The 16,199-nt window shown below is 62.4% G+C and carries 16 protein-coding genes and 1 riboswitch; of the genes, 7 read left to right on the top strand and 9 right to left on the bottom strand.

What is annotated here, in order from left to right:
* The first annotated feature begins 16 nt into the window (after nt 1–16).
* The 4 genes from upp to AB4Z15_RS11465 are packed head-to-tail and all read left to right on the top strand — an operon-like array spanning nt 17 to nt 3,271.
* Nucleotides 17–652, top strand: coding sequence for a uracil phosphoribosyltransferase (upp, locus tag AB4Z15_RS11480; protein ID WP_442004713.1), 636 nt, complete (start codon nt 17–19; stop codon nt 650–652).
* A 48-nt stretch (nt 653–700) separates the two neighbouring features.
* Nucleotides 701–1,078 (top strand): VOC family protein, encoded by a 378-nt coding sequence (locus tag AB4Z15_RS11475; RefSeq protein WP_431118300.1) that lies wholly within the window; start codon nt 701–703, stop codon nt 1,076–1,078.
* Between the two features lie 45 nt (nt 1,079–1,123).
* Nucleotides 1,124–1,828: an HAD-IA family hydrolase gene (locus tag AB4Z15_RS11470; protein WP_442017372.1), complete on the top strand. Its 705-nt coding sequence runs from the start codon at nt 1,124–1,126 to the stop codon at nt 1,826–1,828.
* Nucleotides 1,829–1,879: 51 nt separating this feature from the next.
* Complete coding sequence (locus tag AB4Z15_RS11465; protein WP_442017371.1) at nt 1,880–3,271, top strand: pyridoxal phosphate-dependent decarboxylase family protein; 1,392 nt, start codon at nt 1,880–1,882, stop codon at nt 3,269–3,271.
* A 29-nt stretch (nt 3,272–3,300) separates the two neighbouring features.
* Here the strand turns inward: AB4Z15_RS11465 and AB4Z15_RS11460 are convergent, their stop codons facing one another.
* The 4 genes from AB4Z15_RS11460 to AB4Z15_RS11445 all read right to left on the bottom strand — a co-directional run bounded on the left by AB4Z15_RS11460 (nt 3,301) and on the right by AB4Z15_RS11445 (nt 7,610).
* The gene (locus tag AB4Z15_RS11460) at nt 3,301–4,059 is read right to left on the bottom strand and encodes a MerR family transcriptional regulator (protein WP_442017370.1); all 759 of its coding nucleotides are present in this window, start codon (nt 4,057–4,059) and stop codon (nt 3,301–3,303) included.
* Between the two features lie 185 nt (nt 4,060–4,244).
* Complete coding sequence (locus tag AB4Z15_RS11455; RefSeq protein WP_442017369.1) at nt 4,245–5,075, bottom strand: hypothetical protein; 831 nt, start codon at nt 5,073–5,075, stop codon at nt 4,245–4,247.
* A 5-nt stretch (nt 5,076–5,080) separates the two neighbouring features.
* A riboswitch (cyclic di-AMP (ydaO/yuaA leader) is annotated at nt 5,081–5,238 on the bottom strand.
* A 134-nt stretch (nt 5,239–5,372) separates the two neighbouring features.
* On the bottom strand, nt 5,373–6,866 hold the full coding sequence (locus tag AB4Z15_RS11450) for a sensor histidine kinase (protein ID WP_442017368.1): 1,494 nt from the start codon (nt 6,864–6,866) through the stop codon (nt 5,373–5,375).
* A gap of 3 nt (nt 6,867–6,869) precedes the next feature.
* The gene (locus AB4Z15_RS11445; protein WP_431118309.1) at nt 6,870–7,610 is read right to left on the bottom strand and encodes a response regulator transcription factor; all 741 of its coding nucleotides are present in this window, start codon (nt 7,608–7,610) and stop codon (nt 6,870–6,872) included.
* 668 nt (nt 7,611–8,278) lie between these two features.
* Here AB4Z15_RS11445 and AB4Z15_RS11440 point away from each other — a divergent pair.
* Both AB4Z15_RS11440 and AB4Z15_RS11435 read left to right on the top strand, forming a co-directional pair.
* Nucleotides 8,279–9,145 carry a winged helix-turn-helix domain-containing protein gene (locus tag AB4Z15_RS11440; protein WP_442004719.1) on the top strand — a complete coding sequence of 289 codons (867 nt, stop codon included), beginning with the start codon at nt 8,279–8,281 and terminating at the stop codon, nt 9,143–9,145.
* A 328-nt stretch (nt 9,146–9,473) separates the two neighbouring features.
* The gene (locus AB4Z15_RS11435; RefSeq protein ID WP_431118312.1) at nt 9,474–9,998 is read left to right on the top strand and encodes a SixA phosphatase family protein; all 525 of its coding nucleotides are present in this window, start codon (nt 9,474–9,476) and stop codon (nt 9,996–9,998) included.
* Nucleotides 9,999–10,028: 30 nt separating this feature from the next.
* On the opposite strand, the gene AB4Z15_RS11430 is transcribed toward AB4Z15_RS11435, so the two are convergent.
* A complete protein-coding gene (locus AB4Z15_RS11430) occupies nt 10,029–10,949 on the bottom strand; it encodes a LysR family transcriptional regulator (protein WP_442017367.1) in 921 nt (306 codons plus the stop codon).
* A 73-nt stretch (nt 10,950–11,022) separates the two neighbouring features.
* On the opposite strand from AB4Z15_RS11430, the gene AB4Z15_RS11425 reads away from it, so the two are divergent.
* Nucleotides 11,023–11,934, top strand: coding sequence for an EamA family transporter (locus AB4Z15_RS11425; RefSeq protein ID WP_442017445.1), 912 nt, complete (start codon nt 11,023–11,025; stop codon nt 11,932–11,934).
* A 52-nt stretch (nt 11,935–11,986) separates the two neighbouring features.
* On the opposite strand, the gene AB4Z15_RS11420 is transcribed toward AB4Z15_RS11425, so the two are convergent.
* The 4 genes from AB4Z15_RS11420 to AB4Z15_RS11405 form a co-directional block, all read right to left on the bottom strand.
* Nucleotides 11,987–12,607, bottom strand: a complete 621-nt coding sequence (locus AB4Z15_RS11420; protein WP_442017366.1) for a hypothetical protein — start codon at nt 12,605–12,607, stop codon at nt 11,987–11,989.
* An 85-nt stretch (nt 12,608–12,692) separates the two neighbouring features.
* A complete protein-coding gene (locus AB4Z15_RS11415; protein WP_442004723.1) occupies nt 12,693–13,343 on the bottom strand; it encodes a TetR/AcrR family transcriptional regulator in 651 nt (216 codons plus the stop codon).
* The gene (locus AB4Z15_RS11410; protein ID WP_442017365.1) at nt 13,340–15,376 is read right to left on the bottom strand and encodes a YhgE/Pip family protein; all 2,037 of its coding nucleotides are present in this window, start codon (nt 15,374–15,376) and stop codon (nt 13,340–13,342) included. The genes AB4Z15_RS11415 and AB4Z15_RS11410 overlap by 4 nt, the downstream gene beginning before the upstream one ends.
* The gene (locus AB4Z15_RS11405) at nt 15,373–16,146 is read right to left on the bottom strand and encodes an ABC transporter ATP-binding protein (protein WP_442017364.1); all 774 of its coding nucleotides are present in this window, start codon (nt 16,144–16,146) and stop codon (nt 15,373–15,375) included. Before AB4Z15_RS11405 ends, AB4Z15_RS11410 begins: the two co-directional genes overlap by 4 nt.
* Nucleotides 16,147–16,199: the final 53 nt, after the last annotated feature.

Raw genomic sequence — 16,199 nt, 5'->3', positions numbered from 1 at the left:
ATGATAGTTTTGGACGATGCGCACACTCGTCGTGGACCACCCGCTGGTCGCTCACAAGCTCACCGTACTGCGGGATAAGAACACCCCTTCACCGGTCTTCCGGCAGCTCACTGAAGAACTCGTCACCCTCCTGGCCTACGAGGCCACCCGCGAGGTCAAGACACAGCCAGTGGAGATCGAGACTCCTGTCACAAAGACCATCGGCACGGCGTTCACCAAGCCGACGCCCTTGGTGGTTCCCATCCTGCGCGCTGGGCTGGGAATGCTTGAGGGCATGACCAAACTGGTCCCCACCGCTGAGGTCGGCTTCCTGGGCATGGCCCGCGACGAAGAGACACTGGACATCATCACCTACGCCGAGCGCCTTCCCGAGGACCTCACCGGACGTCAGATCTTCGTGCTGGACCCCATGCTTGCCACCGGCGGCACCTTGCGCGAAGCCATCAAATTCCTCTTCAAACGCGGCGCCTCCGACGTTACGTGCATCTGCCTGCTGGCTGCTCCGGAAGGCCTCGCCAAGTTGGAGGAGGAACTGCAGGACGCCAATGTGACGGTAGTCCTCGCTTCGATTGACGAGAAGCTGAACGACAGGTCATATATCGTTCCAGGCTTGGGCGACGCCGGCGACCGCCTCTACGGCGTGGCCGGCTAATCCGTACGCCTCTACCGCTTTCCTGCGCGCCCCGTTAGCCTGTGGCGCATGGACTGGAAACTTGAACTGGTGTTTGTCCCTGTGTCCGACGTGGATCGCGCGAAGGATTTCTACGTCAACAAAGTTGGTTTCAATGCCGATTTCGATGAGCGTCCCATGGACGGCATCCGCTTTGTGCAGTTGACGCCGCCGGGATCGGCTTGTTCCATCGCGATCGGGGAGGGCCTCAGCGATGCTCCTCCCGGGACAGCGCCATCCCTTCAAATAGTGGTGAGCGACATCAATAAAGCCCACGAACAGCTCAAGGCCAATGGCGTCGAGGTCAGTGATATCGACGTTCAGGACTGGGGACACTTCGTCCATTTTGCGGACCCCGACGGCAATAAGTGGGCTGTGCAGTACATTCCGCACCGGCCCAACGGCTAAGTCACAGTTAGCCGCAACCCCTGCATGGTGCGGCAGGATGGATGCATGAGCCATCCTGCCGAGCCAACCTCGCCTTCCGCACACGCCGAGCGATCCTCTACCCTGACGGTTCGTGCTGTCCTGTTCGACATGGACGGAACACTGGTTGATTCCACGGCGATCGTCGAGCAAGTATGGCTGGAGTTCGCCGAACGATACGGCCTCGACTACAACGAAATCCTGCGGACGTCACACGGGGTGCAAGCGGGCGATACTGTGCGCCGTTATGCTCCGGCAGGAGCTGATCTTGAAGCTTTGACGGCCGAGCTGGGCGAGATGGAACGCACCAGGACCGACGGCGTGATTGCCCTTCCTGGCGCAGAAGCCCTGCTTGCATCATTGCCGGACGACGCCATCGCGCTTGTCACGTCCGCGGACCGCATCCTTGCCGACATCCGGATGAAGGCTGCCGGACTTTCCATGCCATCGACTACCGTCACCGCCGAAGGCGTTACGCGGGGCAAGCCGCACCCGGAGGGGTATCTCAAAGCCGCAGCGTTGCTGGGCGCGGAACCGGCCGACGTCGTGGTTTTTGAGGACGCTCCGGCAGGTATCGCCGCAGCCCGCGCCGCCGGGATGCGAACCGTGGTGGTGGGCGACGCCGGAGGCGAGCTTGAGCCGGGCATGTGGCGGATCCCGGACTACTCAGCCGTGATGGTCACAGCAGTGAAAGACGACGACGGCGGTCACCTCATCACCTTCACGCTCTAGCACTGTTCGCCTTCGCTGTTCCAGCCGGTGAACCGGGAGTAGGCTGTGCGCATGTCTGCGTTGCCGGAGGCGTACGGTGCTGCACTGGAGCGGGCCATGGCGCACGCTACGGAGTGGCTTGCGTCAGTGCCCAGCCGTTCAGTCCGGCCCACGTCCGACGCCGACCAAGTTGCCGCGAGCCTTCTTTCGAGCCTTCCCGACGAAGCAACGGACGCGGCTGACGTAGTAGACGAGCTCGCCGCATTGGCGGAGCCCGGGTTGATGGCCATCCAGTCCGGACGCTTCTACGGCTGGGTCATGGGCGGGACGTTGCCGGCTGCCATGGCTGCAGATTGGCTCGTCTCGGCGTGGGACCAAAACGCCGGGCTCAGGTTTGCGACTCCCGCTGCCGCTGCGATCGAAGAATCCGCGGCGGCCTGGCTCCTGGAACTATTGGATCTTCCCCGAGGGTCCGACATCGGGTTCACAACTGGCGCTACCACTGCCAACTTCGCGGGCCTGGCCGCCGGGCGCCAATACCTGATGGACGAGGCAGGATGGGACCTGGCGGACCTGGGCCTGACCGGCGCGCCGCTCATCACAACGTTTGCCGGCCGGGAACGGCACGCCGCCGTGGATCTCGCCCTGCGGTATCTGGGGCTGGGAGCGTGCGTGCCCGTGGACACGGACGATCAAGGCAGGATCCTGCCGGAAGCCCTTGCCGACGCCATGGACCAGCAACCCGGGCCTTCCCTCGTGTGCCTGCAGGCCGGCAACCTGCATTCCGGTGCGTTCGATCCGATGTCCGAAGCCATCGCGGTAGCCCATGACCGGGAGGCCTGGGTGCATGTGGATGGCGCCTTTGGGCTGTGGGCGGCAGTCAGCCCAAATCTGCGCGGGCGGCTGGCCGGAGTAGAGGCAGCCGATTCGTGGGCCACCGATGCCCACAAAACATTGAACGTCCCGTACGACTGCGGCTTGGCCATCGTCTCCCGGCCGGAAGCCCTTAGACGCGCCTTCAGCGTTCACACGAGTTACCTCATTGCAACGGAGACCGGACTGGGCGATCCGTTCGACAAAGTTCCGGAACTGTCCCGTAGGGCCCGCGGCATCCCGGTGTGGGCAGCGCTGCGACAGTTGGGCCGGTCCGGAGTCATTGCCATGGTGGACAGGCTTGCAGCAAACGCCCGCGCGTTGGCGGAGGGACTCGCGGAGATCCCGGGTGTGGAGATTCTGAACGACGTCGTGTTCACACAGGTATCGGTAGCCTTCGGCAGTGATGACCGCACACACCGCGTCACCCAGCGGCTCATGGCCGAAGGGCTTGTGTGGATGTCAGGTTCCTCATGGCGAGGACGCGACATCTTCCGGATTTCGGTCAGCAACTGGGCCACCGACGCAGGTGACGTCGCTGCCTCCATCGCAGCCGTTCGAGGTGCGGCAGAGGCCGAACCGGAAGCATAGGCCGAACCGGAAGTATAGGCACAGTCCAGTTACCGGGCCGAGCGCGCCTTTTCCAAATATGCCATCAGCCCGGCCAACTGCTCAGCGCTCCAAGGCAGGCCGGCGCTGATGGCCTTGCTGTTTTCCTGCCAGGCTGCACGCGCTGCACCTTTGGTGTCCTCACTCGAGTGGAACATGGAACCGATGCCGTCCCATGAGTGCACCCATTCCTGGACGGAAGGATCCGTGACGGGCCTGTTGGCTTCCACGTGCGCCAGTCCTTCTTCCACAAGGACGGCCCACTGCTGCTTGGCGGCTTCGACTTTTTCTGCGCCGAGTTCTTCCCGCTTGTCCGCGAGTTGCTGGCGTTGTTCGGCTGTGAAGTTGTTTTCGAGCACGGTAATCATCTCCAACGTTGACATGAATTGTTCAGGGGTGGGCATGGCGTGTCCGTCCATGCGTGACAACAGCTCGCCCAAACGGTTTTGGAGCGCCTGGAGTTGCTGGGCATGCTCCTGCACATGGACCAGCTGCTCTTTGAGGAGGCCTCGAAGAGACTCCAGATCATCCTCGGGCGTTTGCAGCGCCTTGCCGATGGCAGCGAGCGGAAGCCCCAGCATCTGAAGCGATCTGATCCGGTATAGGCGGCGCAGGTCGCTCTCCGAATACCGGCGATGACCAGATGATGTCCTTTGGCTTGCGGACAGCAGCCCGATCTCGTCGTAGTGGTGGAGCGTCCGCACGCTGACGCCACATGCTGTGGCCAGTTCACCGATGCTCCACGGTCCGGTTCCTGTTGTTCCCGTCATGGGCACAACGCTAAGTCCTGACGTTACGTGAGGTGCAAGCCGTCGCCACCTGAAACGCGAAAACCGCCCCGTTCCCGCTGTCAGCTGCAGTAATCACTGCTGCGAACGGCGGAAAACGGGGCGGTAATCAGGCCCTGCACGTTTGAGCCCGCTGGGGTGGGCTCAAACCTGCTTATTGAGTTGGCTTAGTACCAGTTGTTGGCCAAGTGGAAGGCGAGGGCGGCCGAGGGGGAGCCGTAGCGTTCCTTGATGTAGTTCAGGCCCCACTTGATCTGGGTTTGGTAGTTGGTCTCCCAGTCGGCGCCGGCAGTTGCCATCTTGGAAGCTGGCAGAGACTGCACGATTCCGTAGGCGCCACTGGACGCGTTGGTCGCGGTGGTCCGCCAGTTGGATTCCTTCTCCCACAGTGTGTTCAGGGCAGTCATTTCACCCGGACCCCAGCCGTAGCTGGCGAGGATGCTGGCGGCGTAAGCTTTGGCAGCAGCGGGATCGTCCACGGCCTTGGGAACAGCTGCTGCGGCTGCGGCTGCAGCAGCGGCGGCATCGGCAGCCTGCTTGGCGGCTGCATCAGCGGCAGCCTTTTCGGCGGCGGCTTGTGCGGCTGCTGCCTGGTCGGCGGCGGCTTTTTCGGCCGCAGCCTTCTCAGCGGCAGCCTTCTCGGCAGCGGCCTGTGCAGCTGCTGCTGCCTGATCTGCAGCGGCCCTATCGCCGGCGCCCTTCTTGGCAGCAGCATCCAGGGACGCAGAGATTTCCGCTGATTTGTTGCTGACCTGGGCCGTGGCTTGCGTCTCGGATGCCTGGCTCGTTTCCGGGAGGTTGAATGCGGCGTTTGCGGCCTGGCCAAGCGATGCGACGCCCAATGCTGCGGCAACGACTCCTGCAACAACGGACATGCGCTGACCGGTCTTGCCGCGGCGGGCAGCGGTCTTCAGAACAGACTGCGATTTGGTCAGGGGAGCGTTGTGTTCGTCACGGTGACGCGCGGAAGGGCGCGTCTGATCGTTGAATTCAGACATGTGTGATTACCTCTCAGCGCCTGCGGAGTTAGCTGTCGGGTTCGGATGAGGTCATCCGGCCGCGCGCGTAGCTGCGGCTTCACCCCAAGGGCAAGGAAAGTACTGTGCCCGGAGACTCTGGGTCCCCCGTCTCTGCCTCGAATGAGAACGGAACTCCGGGAAGTGGCAGAGCTCGGCGCATCCCGGGTGTGGGCCAACTATGGGCGACCCACCCTTTCGAAGGTACAGGAGGTTTCGGCTTAAGTCACATTTGGGTAACAGAGATCACGGTCACGGCGCGTCATGTTGCCTGATTCGTTATACGTGTTCGTTCGAAACTGACGGGAGTCTCAGAATGAACTCGGTGCACCCCGGCTTGGACGTTACTGCCACGCTTCCGCCGTGCGCTTGGACGATTGATTCGACGATTGACAAGCCCAATCCGGAGGTTCCTTCAGAGCCTGATCTCGCGGCGTCAGCGCGGGCAAAACGCGAGAAAACATGGCCCTGGAATTCAGGCGGAATGCCAGCCCCGTTGTCAGTGACCGTGACCACCGCGGTACCGTCCGCGGAGAGCACGACGCCAGTGATCACTGTGGTACCTGGATCGGTGTGTTTGCGGGCGTTGGACAGGAGATTGGCCAGCACCTGATGCAGCTGGGTTGCGTCCCCGCGTACCGTGATGGGCTCGTCGGGGAGTTGGAGCTTCCAGATGTGATCCGGTGCCATCACCTTTTCGTCGCTGACGGTCTCGATCACCAACTGGGTAAGGTCCACATCCGTGACCTTCAATGGCTGGCCTTCGTCCAACCGCGCCAACAGCAACAGGTCCTCCACCAGGGTGGTCATGCGTTCGGACTGGCTCTGGACGCGTGCCAGGGACTTCCGGCCGTCGTCCGTGAAGTTCTCCGTCATGCGGAGTAATTCGGTATATCCACGAATGGCGGTCAGCGGCGTCCGCAGTTCGTGGGAGGCATCCGCAACGAACTGCCGGACCTTGGTTTCGCTCTCCTGACGGGCTTCCAGGGCCCTGGAAACGTTGTTGAGCATTTGGTTCAAAGCGTGGCCAACGCTGCCTACTTCTGTTCCAGGATGGGAGGCCGACGGCGGTACGCGCACAGCGAGTGCCACTTCACCGGCGTCGAGGGGAAGGCGCGATACTTTGGTTGCAACCTCCGATAGTTGCTCCAGCGGCCGCATGGTCCGGCGAATGATGACGGTACCGGCAAGGCCGATCAGCACCAGTCCGCCAAGGGAAACAAACACCATGGTCCATACCAGCGAGGCCTCGGCATTTTGCTTATCAGCCAACGGCAGGCCCGTCACAATCACGTCGCCGTAGGTGGTATTTACTGCCACCAGCCGGTAGTCGCCGTTGGACAATGAACGGTCCACAGGCCGGTTGTCACGGGGGAGTGAGAGCAGGACCTGCTTGTCTTCTGCCGAAAGTGCGACGCGGCGGCCATTCGAATTTAGCAGGCCGGAGTTAATGACGGTGGAACCGTCAATCCTCGCGTTGAGGGTACCGGCACCTTGGCCGCGGGCCTCCAGAGGATCTGGCCGCCCGCTTGAGGGAAAGTTCGACGGCGGCCTGCCGAAGTCATTCGCGCGGCTTGACGCCTGCTCCAGCTGCTTATCGAGTTGCTTGTTGAAGTACATGTCCATGGAGGCGTAACTCACCACTCCGACTGCCCCGCAAATCGCTACCAGCAAGGCCATGGCCACCAGGACCAATCGCGTGCGCAGATGCCAGGTGGTGGGATTGAGCCAGTTCCGCTGGGTCTTGCGGGTTACTCCTGAAAGGGTGGACAAGATTCAGTCCGCAGGCTTGATGACGTAGCCGGCGCCACGGATGGTGTGGATCATTGGCGGGTGGTTGGCTTCGATTTTCTTGCGCAGGTAGGAAATGTAGAGCTCCACGATGTTGGCCTGCCCGCCGAAGTCATAGTCCCAGACGCGGTCCAGGATCTGCGCCTTGCTGACCACGCGCTTGGGGTTCTCCATAAGGTAACGAAGCAGCTCGAACTGCGTTGCCGTGAGCTGGATGTCTTCGCCGGCGCGCGAGACTTCCCGTGTATCCACGTTCAGCGTGAGATCACCCACCACCAGTTCCGCCGTGTCCATGGCGGCAACGCCCGAACGTTGGACGAGCCTGTGCAGGCGAAGGAGGACTTCCTCCATGCTGAAGGGCTTGGTGACGTAGTCGTCCCCGCCGGCGGCAAGACCTACGATGCGGTCCTGGACAGCGTCCTTGGCCGTGAGAAAGAGCGCGGGCACTTCCGGCGCGAAGGTACGGATCCGGTTGAGGACCTCGACGCCGTCGAATCCTGGAAGCATCACGTCCAGCACCAGCACGTCAGGGCGGAAGTCCTTGGCAAGCTTCACGGCTTCTGGTCCGTCGGCTGCTACCGCGACGGACCAGCCTGCCATGCGAAGGCCCATGCTCATGAGCTCGGAGAGGCTGGGTTCGTCGTCCACCACCAAGGCGCGGATAGGAGAGCCGTCCGGGTGGGAAAGCTGGGGAAGGTTGTTCGTCATGGAGTGCGGGGATGCCATGGGACAACTCTCCATTCTTCTGGTTTGGCGAAGCTTTGCCGAGCCTGTGAGGACGCTGTGAGGTCAACACTAGCGACGTGGGAGTTCGGTGGAAGGCGTTGCGGGGCATGGCCGTCCCATGCGCGCCCTTTCTACGGCTTGTAGCAGATTTTGAGGGAAAAATTCGAGACGAGAGTGGCTTGCGATTGGACAGCAAGTGTTTCAGATCTTGAGATTCCGTCGTCTTGCGCCTGCCGGGAATCAGGAAGGGCATCATGCACCATTGGCCGAAGAAAATTCACCATAAGCCGAATATTTCTTATCGGAACCGAATGAAATGACGTTCATTTTCCGTAGTGAAAGAATTGTGATCTGCAGCACAATAGACCCTCTTGTCTCAAAATGTGGACGGTTAGGCGCTTTGTTACTTGCGTGTTGCCATTGTTACGTTGCACACTTCCAATGTGAACAAGAACTCAACAGCACCTGCAGCCGCAGCAATCTGGTCCAGCTCACCCGCTGGCGACGTGACCCGCTGTTGTCGAATGCAAGCCTAACTTTCCACCCCAAAGAAGTTTCAGGCATTCGCCCCCTAGCCCAGCGTTGGGCGCCCTTCCCCAAACTCATTGCGGGGACAACCAGCATTCGAAGCCGCGATGACGGCTATTCACTTTTGAGGTAATCACTCCATGTCAGTTGCATCCGGTTACGTCCACATCTCCGTCCGAAACGCCAACAAGGCCGCTTCAAACGCAGGGCTCCGCCCCGGCTTCGGCAACCGTCCCGGCTACGCCCCCGCCCCCCAGGGCAACGGCCAGCAGGCTCCCGGCTACGTGCCACAGGGGTACAACCCCAACTCCTACGGCCAGTTGCGGGCAGTTCCCACCAACGAGCCAGCACCCATGACGGCGCCTACTCCTGTCATTGCGCAGTCTGACCGCCTTCGCCCCGTCGCCAACGACAACGTGGCCCGCGGTTTCGTGCTCTACATGGGCATCGACGAAGAGACAGCAGCAGCGGCAGGAACCTCCATCGCTAAGCTCGCCCAGGAAATCCGGGCCTACGCACAGTCCCTGGTCACCGGCGCTGAGAGCTACGCTGCAGTCGCCGTCGCACCGGCCGGGGCGCCCGGGTCCGCACTCGACGTCGTACGTTCCACTTTCGGTGACCCCACAGTCGCCGCCCGCCAGCGCACCGAGGCTGCCCGCCCGGCACCGCAGCAGGAAGCCCGCCCCTCCGGCGTGCTGATCGACCTCGCCCGCCGCGAAGTCCACCTCGACGGCGAGTCCCTGAACCTGACGTTCAAGGAATTCGAGCTCCTCAACTACCTCGTGGAAAACGGCACCCGCACGGTGGGCCGCGACGAACTGCTTGAGGGCCTGTGGCGCAACGCCGAAGAAGTACCGAACGAGCGCACCATCGACGTCCACATCCGCCGCCTCCGTTCCAAGCTGGGTCGCCTGGCCAACACGGTGCGCACCGTACGCGGCCAGGGCTACCGCTTCTACGAGCACCCCGAAGTTATCGTTTGGGCCGCTCCGGAATACTCGATCTAAGTAGCTGCTGCAGCCGAAAGCGCCTGTCCTGTAAGGGCGGGCGCTTTCGCTTTCGCGGGACGATCCTGTCAGGTCGCGGGCCCTTTCGCTTTCGCGGGACGATCCCTTTGCGCCTGCGCCTGCGCTCGTGCCTCACGCAACAACGGCGCTTTCGGGATGCCCCGCTACGCTACAGCGCCCGCTGCAAGATGCCCCGCTACGCTACCGCGCCCTCACCAAAGTGGCCCGCTGCGCTACAGCGCCCGCACCATGCCCGGGCTTCCCTCTCGTGCTCCCGTGAGTATTGGCCTCCGCGGCGGATGGGGGTTTGCGGCTATAGGGTTGGTTTATGAGTGACCATCACATCAGGCGCCTGGTGATTATGCGGCATGCCAAAGCCGATTGGCCCATGGGGGTGCCGGACCATGAGCGTCCGCTGGAGGAACGCGGACACCGTGAGGCTCCGCTGGCTGGTAGGTGGCTGCTCAAGCATGGCGTGGTTCCGGACTTCATTCTGTGCTCGTCTGCGGTGAGGACCCGCCAAACCTGCACGTGGGTGTGCGATGAGCTGGGGGACAAAGCCCCGACGCCCAAGCTCGAGGACGGTTTGTACGCCGCTTCAGCGAATCGAATGTTGACCGTGATCAACCACGTCCCGGACACCGTCACCACTTTGATGGTGATCTCGCACATGCCCGGCGTCCAGGATCTGGCCATGCACCTCGCATCGCGCGACTCAGACCATGATGCTTACATGGACGCTGCCACGCGGTACCCAACCAGTGCTTTGACGGTGCTTGAGACTGAGAAGTCATGGGCGGAACTGGATGGGCAGGACGCCCGTCTGACGCACTTTAAGGTGCCCCGCAAGTAACAGCGCCGTCGTTTGGCCCGTACGGATGGTTTAACCCCGTACTGGCAGTTCGTGCTCGGCCGCTATTTCGCGGAGAAGCCTGACGGCGTGCCGGATATTGGGGCTGGCGGTCATGGTCTTTCGATACACGATTCCCACTGCCCGCTGCTGAATGGGATTAACGACCGGCACCGCAACCACGCCAGGTGGCAGGGGCGGCCTGCCCAGCCGAGGCACAAGCGCCACGGCCACGGCCTGCTCCACCATGGCAATATGGGTGGAGAAGTCGGGATCGTAGACACGGATGTCGGGGACGCGCCCAAGCCCTGCGAAGATCTGCAGAAGGGCTTCGTTGCAGATGGCGCCAGCCGGCGTACTGACCCAAATTTCATCCAGCAGGTCTTCACGCTCGACGACGGTCCGTCCAGCGAGTGCGTGGGTGCTGTTAACCAGGACGTCGGCCTGGTCCAGGCAAAGGTCCTCGTGCACCAGATTTTCCGGAATGACCAGCGGCACGGAGTTCCAGTTGTGCACCACGGCCAGCTCGGCTTCGCCTAAGGCCACTCGTTGGACGGCCTCACGTGGGTCCTCGGCCAGCACGCTGATTTCAAGCTCAGAATCGGTGGTCCCGATGCGTCCGAGCATTGGCCCCACCAAGCCACGGCAGGCAGTGGAGAATGCTACGAGCCGCAGCAGACCCGAGGGCTTCGCGGGATCGGCGAGGAGCGTTGCCTGCAGTTCCTCGAGCTCGTCCATGATTCGCCGCCCGTAGCCAGCGAGGGCAAGGCCCCGTTCGGTAAGGAGTACACCACGGCCGTTCCGTTCCAGGACGGCTACGCCCGTTTGCTTCTCCAGCTTCTTGATCTGCTGGGAAACTGCTGACGGACTGTAGCCCATCACGTCGGAGGCGGCCACTACCGATCCGTGCTGTTCCACAGCTACAAGAGCACGCAAAGCTGAAATGTCGATCATGAAGTAAATCTACGTGGTTTCATGCTGAATTCAACGCTGGTGCTTAAACCAATCGCATGCCAGAGTGATTCTTGTGAACCTCCGCCACTCCGCACTCGCCGTCCTTGTCGCTGTCCTCTGGGGCGTGAACTTTGTCGCCATAGACCTGGGCCTTCACGCCAACGGTCGCGATGTCCCGCCGCTGCTTTTCGTCGCCTTCCGCTTCCTGCTGGTCGTGTTTCCGTTCATCCTGTTCATCCGCAAACCGGACGTGAGCTGGAAGGCGATCATCGGCGTCGGGCTTTTCATGAGCGCCGGTCAGTTCGGGTTGCTGTACCTGGGCATGGCGCTGGGGATGCCGGCCGGCCTGGCATCGCTGGTTCTCCAGGCCCAGGTGCTGTTCACGATCCTGCTCGCCGCGAAGTTCCTGGGAGAGAGGCCCAGCCGCCGCCAAATGGCAGGCGTGGTGCTGGGTATCGCAGGCCTGGGAGTGGTGGCACTGGGACGAAGTGCCGTGGCGCCTGTCCTTCCGCTCATGATTGTGCTGGCCGCTGCCTTGTCCTGGGCTGTGGGCAACGTGGTGGCCCGGCACTCGAAGGCTGCGTCAGGCCTTGGCTTGGTGGTGTGGTCGGGGGCCGTGGTGCCGCTCCCGTTGGCGGGATTGTCACTTGTGGTGGACTGTCCGGACACCGTGTGGGCGACCATCACGAACCTCCAAATGCCCACCATCCTGAGCGCCATCTACACGGCGGTTTTCGCCTCGCTTATTGGGTACGGAATCTGGAACCGGCTGTTGTCCCTCTACCCGAGTTCCGACGTCGTGCCTTTCACGCTGTTGGTTCCGGTGGTCGGCATGACGGCGGCCTGGTTGGTCCTGAACGAGATTCCCACCGTTGCCGAGATCATGGGCGGCCTGATCCTGCTGCTCGGTGTTGCCACTGCAGTCCTGGGAGTTGGGCGGAAGCGTCCCGAAGTGACCGTTGCAGGGGCCGCTCTGCGCGTCTAATCGTTCGGGAGGCACGCAGAGCGGGCCCCGCAAGGCTGGCGTTTGGAGATCGCTAGCGCTTGGAGGCAGGTTTGCGTTGAGACGGAACGCCCGACGTCGGACGCTTGGCTGCCGCTGTAGGTGTGCGGGGTGTTGCGGGACGCTTCGCCGGAGAGGCCTTGGCGGAGCTCGAAGGACGTGCCGTCGATGTAGTTGGGCGTTTTGCCGGCGCGGCTGGACGTGAGTTGGGAGCTCGTTTAGTTGGCGTTGTGGTTCTTTTGGCCACCGGCGTGGGTCGCCTGGCCCGGCTGGAACCGAACGATGGCACCACCGCCCCGAGGAACAGCACAGCCAGGGTTCCAACCCCAGCCACGGCGGCCAGGTAGAAGTAGATGTCTGAGTCCTCGGTACTTACGGCACTTCCCATGGCGTTGGCGTCCTGGTTGAACGCGAGGCCCCACATGCGCAGGAACGCGATGCTGAAGCCGATGAACAAGCTGGTGCCTGCAGCGCCAAGGAGAACCACGAGGTATCGGCGCCGGTTGAAGACCTGCACTATCGATGCCAAATAGCAGGTCAGCACCGCTCCCAGAAACAGATACAGGACCAGTTCTTCAAGGACCACGGCTGCGAGGACCAAGAGCCCGAGCGACATAAAAGCGGTTACCACCGCAAGCTTTCCGCTGTTCCCCATGTGACGCATGAGTCTAATCATCGCCGACCAGCGGGCTACGCCACGCCGTCGTAGATTGCAGTTGGATACCGTTGCGGACGGTCACCTACTTGATGACGTACCCATGCATGATGGTCATGACCGCGGCCACGCTCTGTTCCCGGGTACGCTCCGGGTTGTAGGTTTGCCGGTCGAGTCCCACCACGAAGATGGCCCCGAAGATGGCCGCCTCCAGGCTCCCGCGGGCGATGGACTCGTCCACCTTGTATCCGGAAGCCACACGTTCCACCGCAGAGCCGATGACCGCGAGGAGTTCTGCCCGGAGTTCGGCGAACACAGCACTCCACTCGCCCGGCGTCCGCCAGTTTTCGCTGACCCACAGACGAGCGAATGACGGGTATTCGTCCATGAATTCCATGGCCTGGCCCACCATGTTCTTCATGGATTCCAGGGGATCGCTGGCTTGGCCTTCGATTGCCTGGAGGCGGACCAGCATAATGTCCACGCCGTGCCGCAGCAGCTGCGCGATCAGGTCCGATTTACTGCCGAAGTTATAGTAAACCGTACCCTTGGACACGCCGGCCGCGGCCGCAATCTCATCCACGGTGACACCTGCAGCGCCACGTTCGCCAATCAGCTCCATGGACGCCTCGAAGAGGCGCTGCTTGGTGGCGTTGGTGCGCCCGGGGCGCAACTTCTTCTCCGCGTTTCCTGCCGCGGCCCCCAGCTCTGAAGGGGCCGGCTCGGTGGTACTCATACGGCGATCTCCGGCTTCAGCGTCTTGAGGGTCCACATCTTGTGTTTGCGGACCGCGAGAGTGGACAGTGCCGCTCCCAGCAAAGTGTATCCAAGCAGGCCCAGAACTGTTGGCCAGATCATGCTGAGTTCCCCGCCGTAGATCAGGTGCCGCATTCCCGTCACCACGTAGCCCATGGGCAGGACTTCGTGCACCACGTGAAGTGGCATGGGGGTGGTCTGCCAGGGGAACGTACCGCCCGAGGACACAAGCTGCAGGACCAGCAGGATCAGCACCACGAACTTGCCCGGAGTACCCATGAGCGCCACGATGCCCTGGATGATCGCACTGAACGCCATCACCGCGGCTAACATGAACAACCACATGCCTACGGGGTGGGCGGCGTTCAAGCCGAGGCCCAGATTCACCACGAGGGTCAGGATGGTGGCCTGCAGGACCGAGACAACGAAGAACGGAAGCCAGCCACCCACCGCGATTTTCCAGGCGCGTGCGTTGGATGCCAGCGCGCGCTGGGTGATGGGGCGCATGGCCTGCACCAGCATGAATACGCCGATCCACAGGGCCAGGGTCAGGAAAAAGGGTGCCAGGCCGGCCCCGTAAGATCCTGCCTTGGCCTGCGATACGTTGTCCACCGCGACGGGATCGGCGATCACTTTGGACACACTGCTCTTCTGTTCATCGTTCGGGTTGGGGATTTCTCCGGCACCCTTGGCGAGTTCTGTGGCCAGTGTGTGTGAGCCATCGGAGGCCTTCACCGCGCCATTGGCAAGCTGTCCGGCGCCGTCGTTGAGTTGATGGGCGCCGTCGTCGAGCTTTATGGCGCCATCCAGTGCGCTCTGCTGGCCGGCGGCCAGCGCGGACGCCCCGGTTCTCAACTGTCCGGCTCCGGCCGCTGCCTGCGAAATCGCGTCTGTCAACGTTGGTGTAGCCGCGGCAAGCTTCGATGCGCCGGCGCTCACGGCAGCTGAACCATCCGAGAGCTGCTGGATTTTGGCGGCGTCGCCCGCGATCTTGGCCTTGGCGTCGGTAACCGGGCCAGAGGTTGCAGTGGAGTCGAAATCGGCCAGGACCTTGTCAGCCTGCTCCTGGGTGAGCACGCCGGCGCTAACCAGCCGCACATTGGATTCGACAACACGATTGCGAAGGCCTTTGTCTGCTGCATCAAGCTGCCCGACGACGTCCTGGACTTTCGCATTCAGCTCCGCGTTCCCGGCTGCTACTTGCGCGGCGCCGTCGGCGAGTTTCTGCGAATCGGCAGGCATGGTGGAGGTCTTGCTCTTCAGTTCGTTTAATCCTGAACTTAACTGGCTGGCGCCTGTGTTCAGCTGGACGGCTCCGTCTCGCAGTTTCGTTTGTCCCGCCACCAGCTGGTCTGCTCCGGTCACCAATTGGGTGGTGCCATCATGCAACGTTGCTGCGCCGTCGCTGAGCTGGCCCACGCCCGTGGCGAGCTGGGATGCTCCGTCCGCTGCCTTCACGATGGAGGCGTGGATGGTGCCGAAGCCGGTGAGGAGTTGGTTTGCTGTTTCCTCGCCCACCTCCTTGGCCACCGTTGAGTGCACGGCTGTGGTGAGCTTGTCCACGATGGTGCTCAGGAGGTAGTTGTTGGCGTCGTTGGTGGTGACATGGAGCATTGCCTGGTTGGCGGCGTCGAAACTGCCGGGGGAGACCAGGTTGGCGGAGAAGTCCTTGGGGATGCGCAGCGCGAAGGCGTATTCGCCTGAACGGACGCCGGCATCCGCAGCTTCCGCGCTGGAAACCTGCTTCCAATTGAAGACGTGGCCATCCACCAAGCTGTCGGCAACCTTCTTGCCGGCCTGCAGCTCGGTGCCATCCTTCGAGGTTGCCCCGGTGTCCTCTACTACCAAGGCGGCGTCGATCTGGTTGAGGTTGCCGTAAGGATCCCAGTTGGCATAGAGGTACACCGCACCGTAGAGCAGCGGCACCATGGTCAGGGCCAGAATGGTCAGCTTGGGCAGGAGCCCGCCGGTCATGCGCTTGAGTTCGGAGCGGGCGAGCCGCAGAACAGTCACTTTGCAGTCCTTTGGAGGTCTTGGAATTCAGGTTCGGATGCTTCGTCTTGAATCTCGCGGGCCGCGATTGGGGTCGTTGTCGATTGCGCGTTCGTTGCCTTTGCCGGCTGGGCGGACACTTCAACGGTTTCCGGTTCCGGCGCGTGGGCGACTGAGTTGCCAATCACCGCAGCAGGGCCAGTCCAGTTGTCCGGGAGGGCACCGACGACGGCGACGACGGCGAGGGGTCGCCCGGCGTCGGACGCCAGTGCCTCAAGTCGGGGCAGCCATGCCGCGGGATCGGCGCTGTGGCGATCGGGGGAGTCGACCACGAGGAGGTCCGTTGCCGGATCTGCCAAAGCGAGGGCGGTCAGGAGCTCGAGCCGGCGGCTGGCGGAAAGCTGTTCAACCCATAGGCCGGCGATGTCCTCAAAGCTGTTGATCTTCAGCCACGGCTTGCTCAGCAGGGCGCCACGATAACGGCGGGGGATGAGGGAGAGGTCCTCTGTGACGAGGTCGCGAACACTTAGATGCTGTTCAGGCTCATTGACGCCGGGCGAGTCCACCAAGGCGCTCGCCAGCCGGATCTTCTTGGTCTTGCTGTTGTTGTCCCAACTGAGGACGCCGTTGCTGGGTTTCATGCGTCCACTGAGTGCCAAGGCCAAGGCGGTCCGCTGATCCTGGCCTTCGCCAGCCACGAGCAAGAGTTCGCCACGACGGGCCTGGAGTGACGTTGCCGGAAGGAGATCGTCCCGGCGGCCGTTGATCTGGAGTTGCTGTACGGACAGCACAATGAGCCTTTCGCAGAAATGGTGTCTGCTGAAAGTCTAACTGAACTGACTGG

The organism is Paenarthrobacter sp. 2TAF44 (assembly GCF_052114885.1).
GTDB lineage: Bacteria > Actinomycetota > Actinomycetes > Actinomycetales > Micrococcaceae > Arthrobacter.
This window is presented reverse-complemented; position numbering and strand designations above follow the sequence as displayed.

Bases quoted from the DNA above. Each gene is read 5' to 3' on its own strand.
- upp (WP_442004713.1), top strand. From the start codon at position 17: ATGCGCACACTCGTCGTGGACCACCCGCTGGTCGCTCACAAGCTCACC.
- AB4Z15_RS11475 (WP_431118300.1), top strand. From the start codon at position 701: ATGGACTGGAAACTTGAACTGGTGTTTGTCCCTGTGTCCGACGTGGAT.
- AB4Z15_RS11470 (WP_442017372.1), top strand. From the start codon at position 1,124: ATGAGCCATCCTGCCGAGCCAACCTCGCCTTCCGCACACGCCGAGCGA.
- AB4Z15_RS11465 (WP_442017371.1), top strand. From the start codon at position 1,880: ATGTCTGCGTTGCCGGAGGCGTACGGTGCTGCACTGGAGCGGGCCATG.
- AB4Z15_RS11460 (WP_442017370.1), bottom strand. From the start codon at position 4,059: ATGACGGGAACAACAGGAACCGGACCGTGGAGCATCGGTGAACTGGCC.
- AB4Z15_RS11455 (WP_442017369.1), bottom strand. From the start codon at position 5,075: ATGTCTGAATTCAACGATCAGACGCGCCCTTCCGCGCGTCACCGTGAC.
- AB4Z15_RS11445 (WP_431118309.1), bottom strand. From the start codon at position 7,610: ATGGCATCCCCGCACTCCATGACGAACAACCTTCCCCAGCTTTCCCAC.
- AB4Z15_RS11440 (WP_442004719.1), top strand. From the start codon at position 8,279: ATGTCAGTTGCATCCGGTTACGTCCACATCTCCGTCCGAAACGCCAAC.
- AB4Z15_RS11435 (WP_431118312.1), top strand. From the start codon at position 9,474: ATGAGTGACCATCACATCAGGCGCCTGGTGATTATGCGGCATGCCAAA.
- AB4Z15_RS11430 (WP_442017367.1), bottom strand. From the start codon at position 10,949: ATGATCGACATTTCAGCTTTGCGTGCTCTTGTAGCTGTGGAACAGCAC.
- AB4Z15_RS11420 (WP_442017366.1), bottom strand. From the start codon at position 12,607: ATGGGGAACAGCGGAAAGCTTGCGGTGGTAACCGCTTTTATGTCGCTC.
- AB4Z15_RS11415 (WP_442004723.1), bottom strand. From the start codon at position 13,343: ATGAGTACCACCGAGCCGGCCCCTTCAGAGCTGGGGGCCGCGGCAGGA.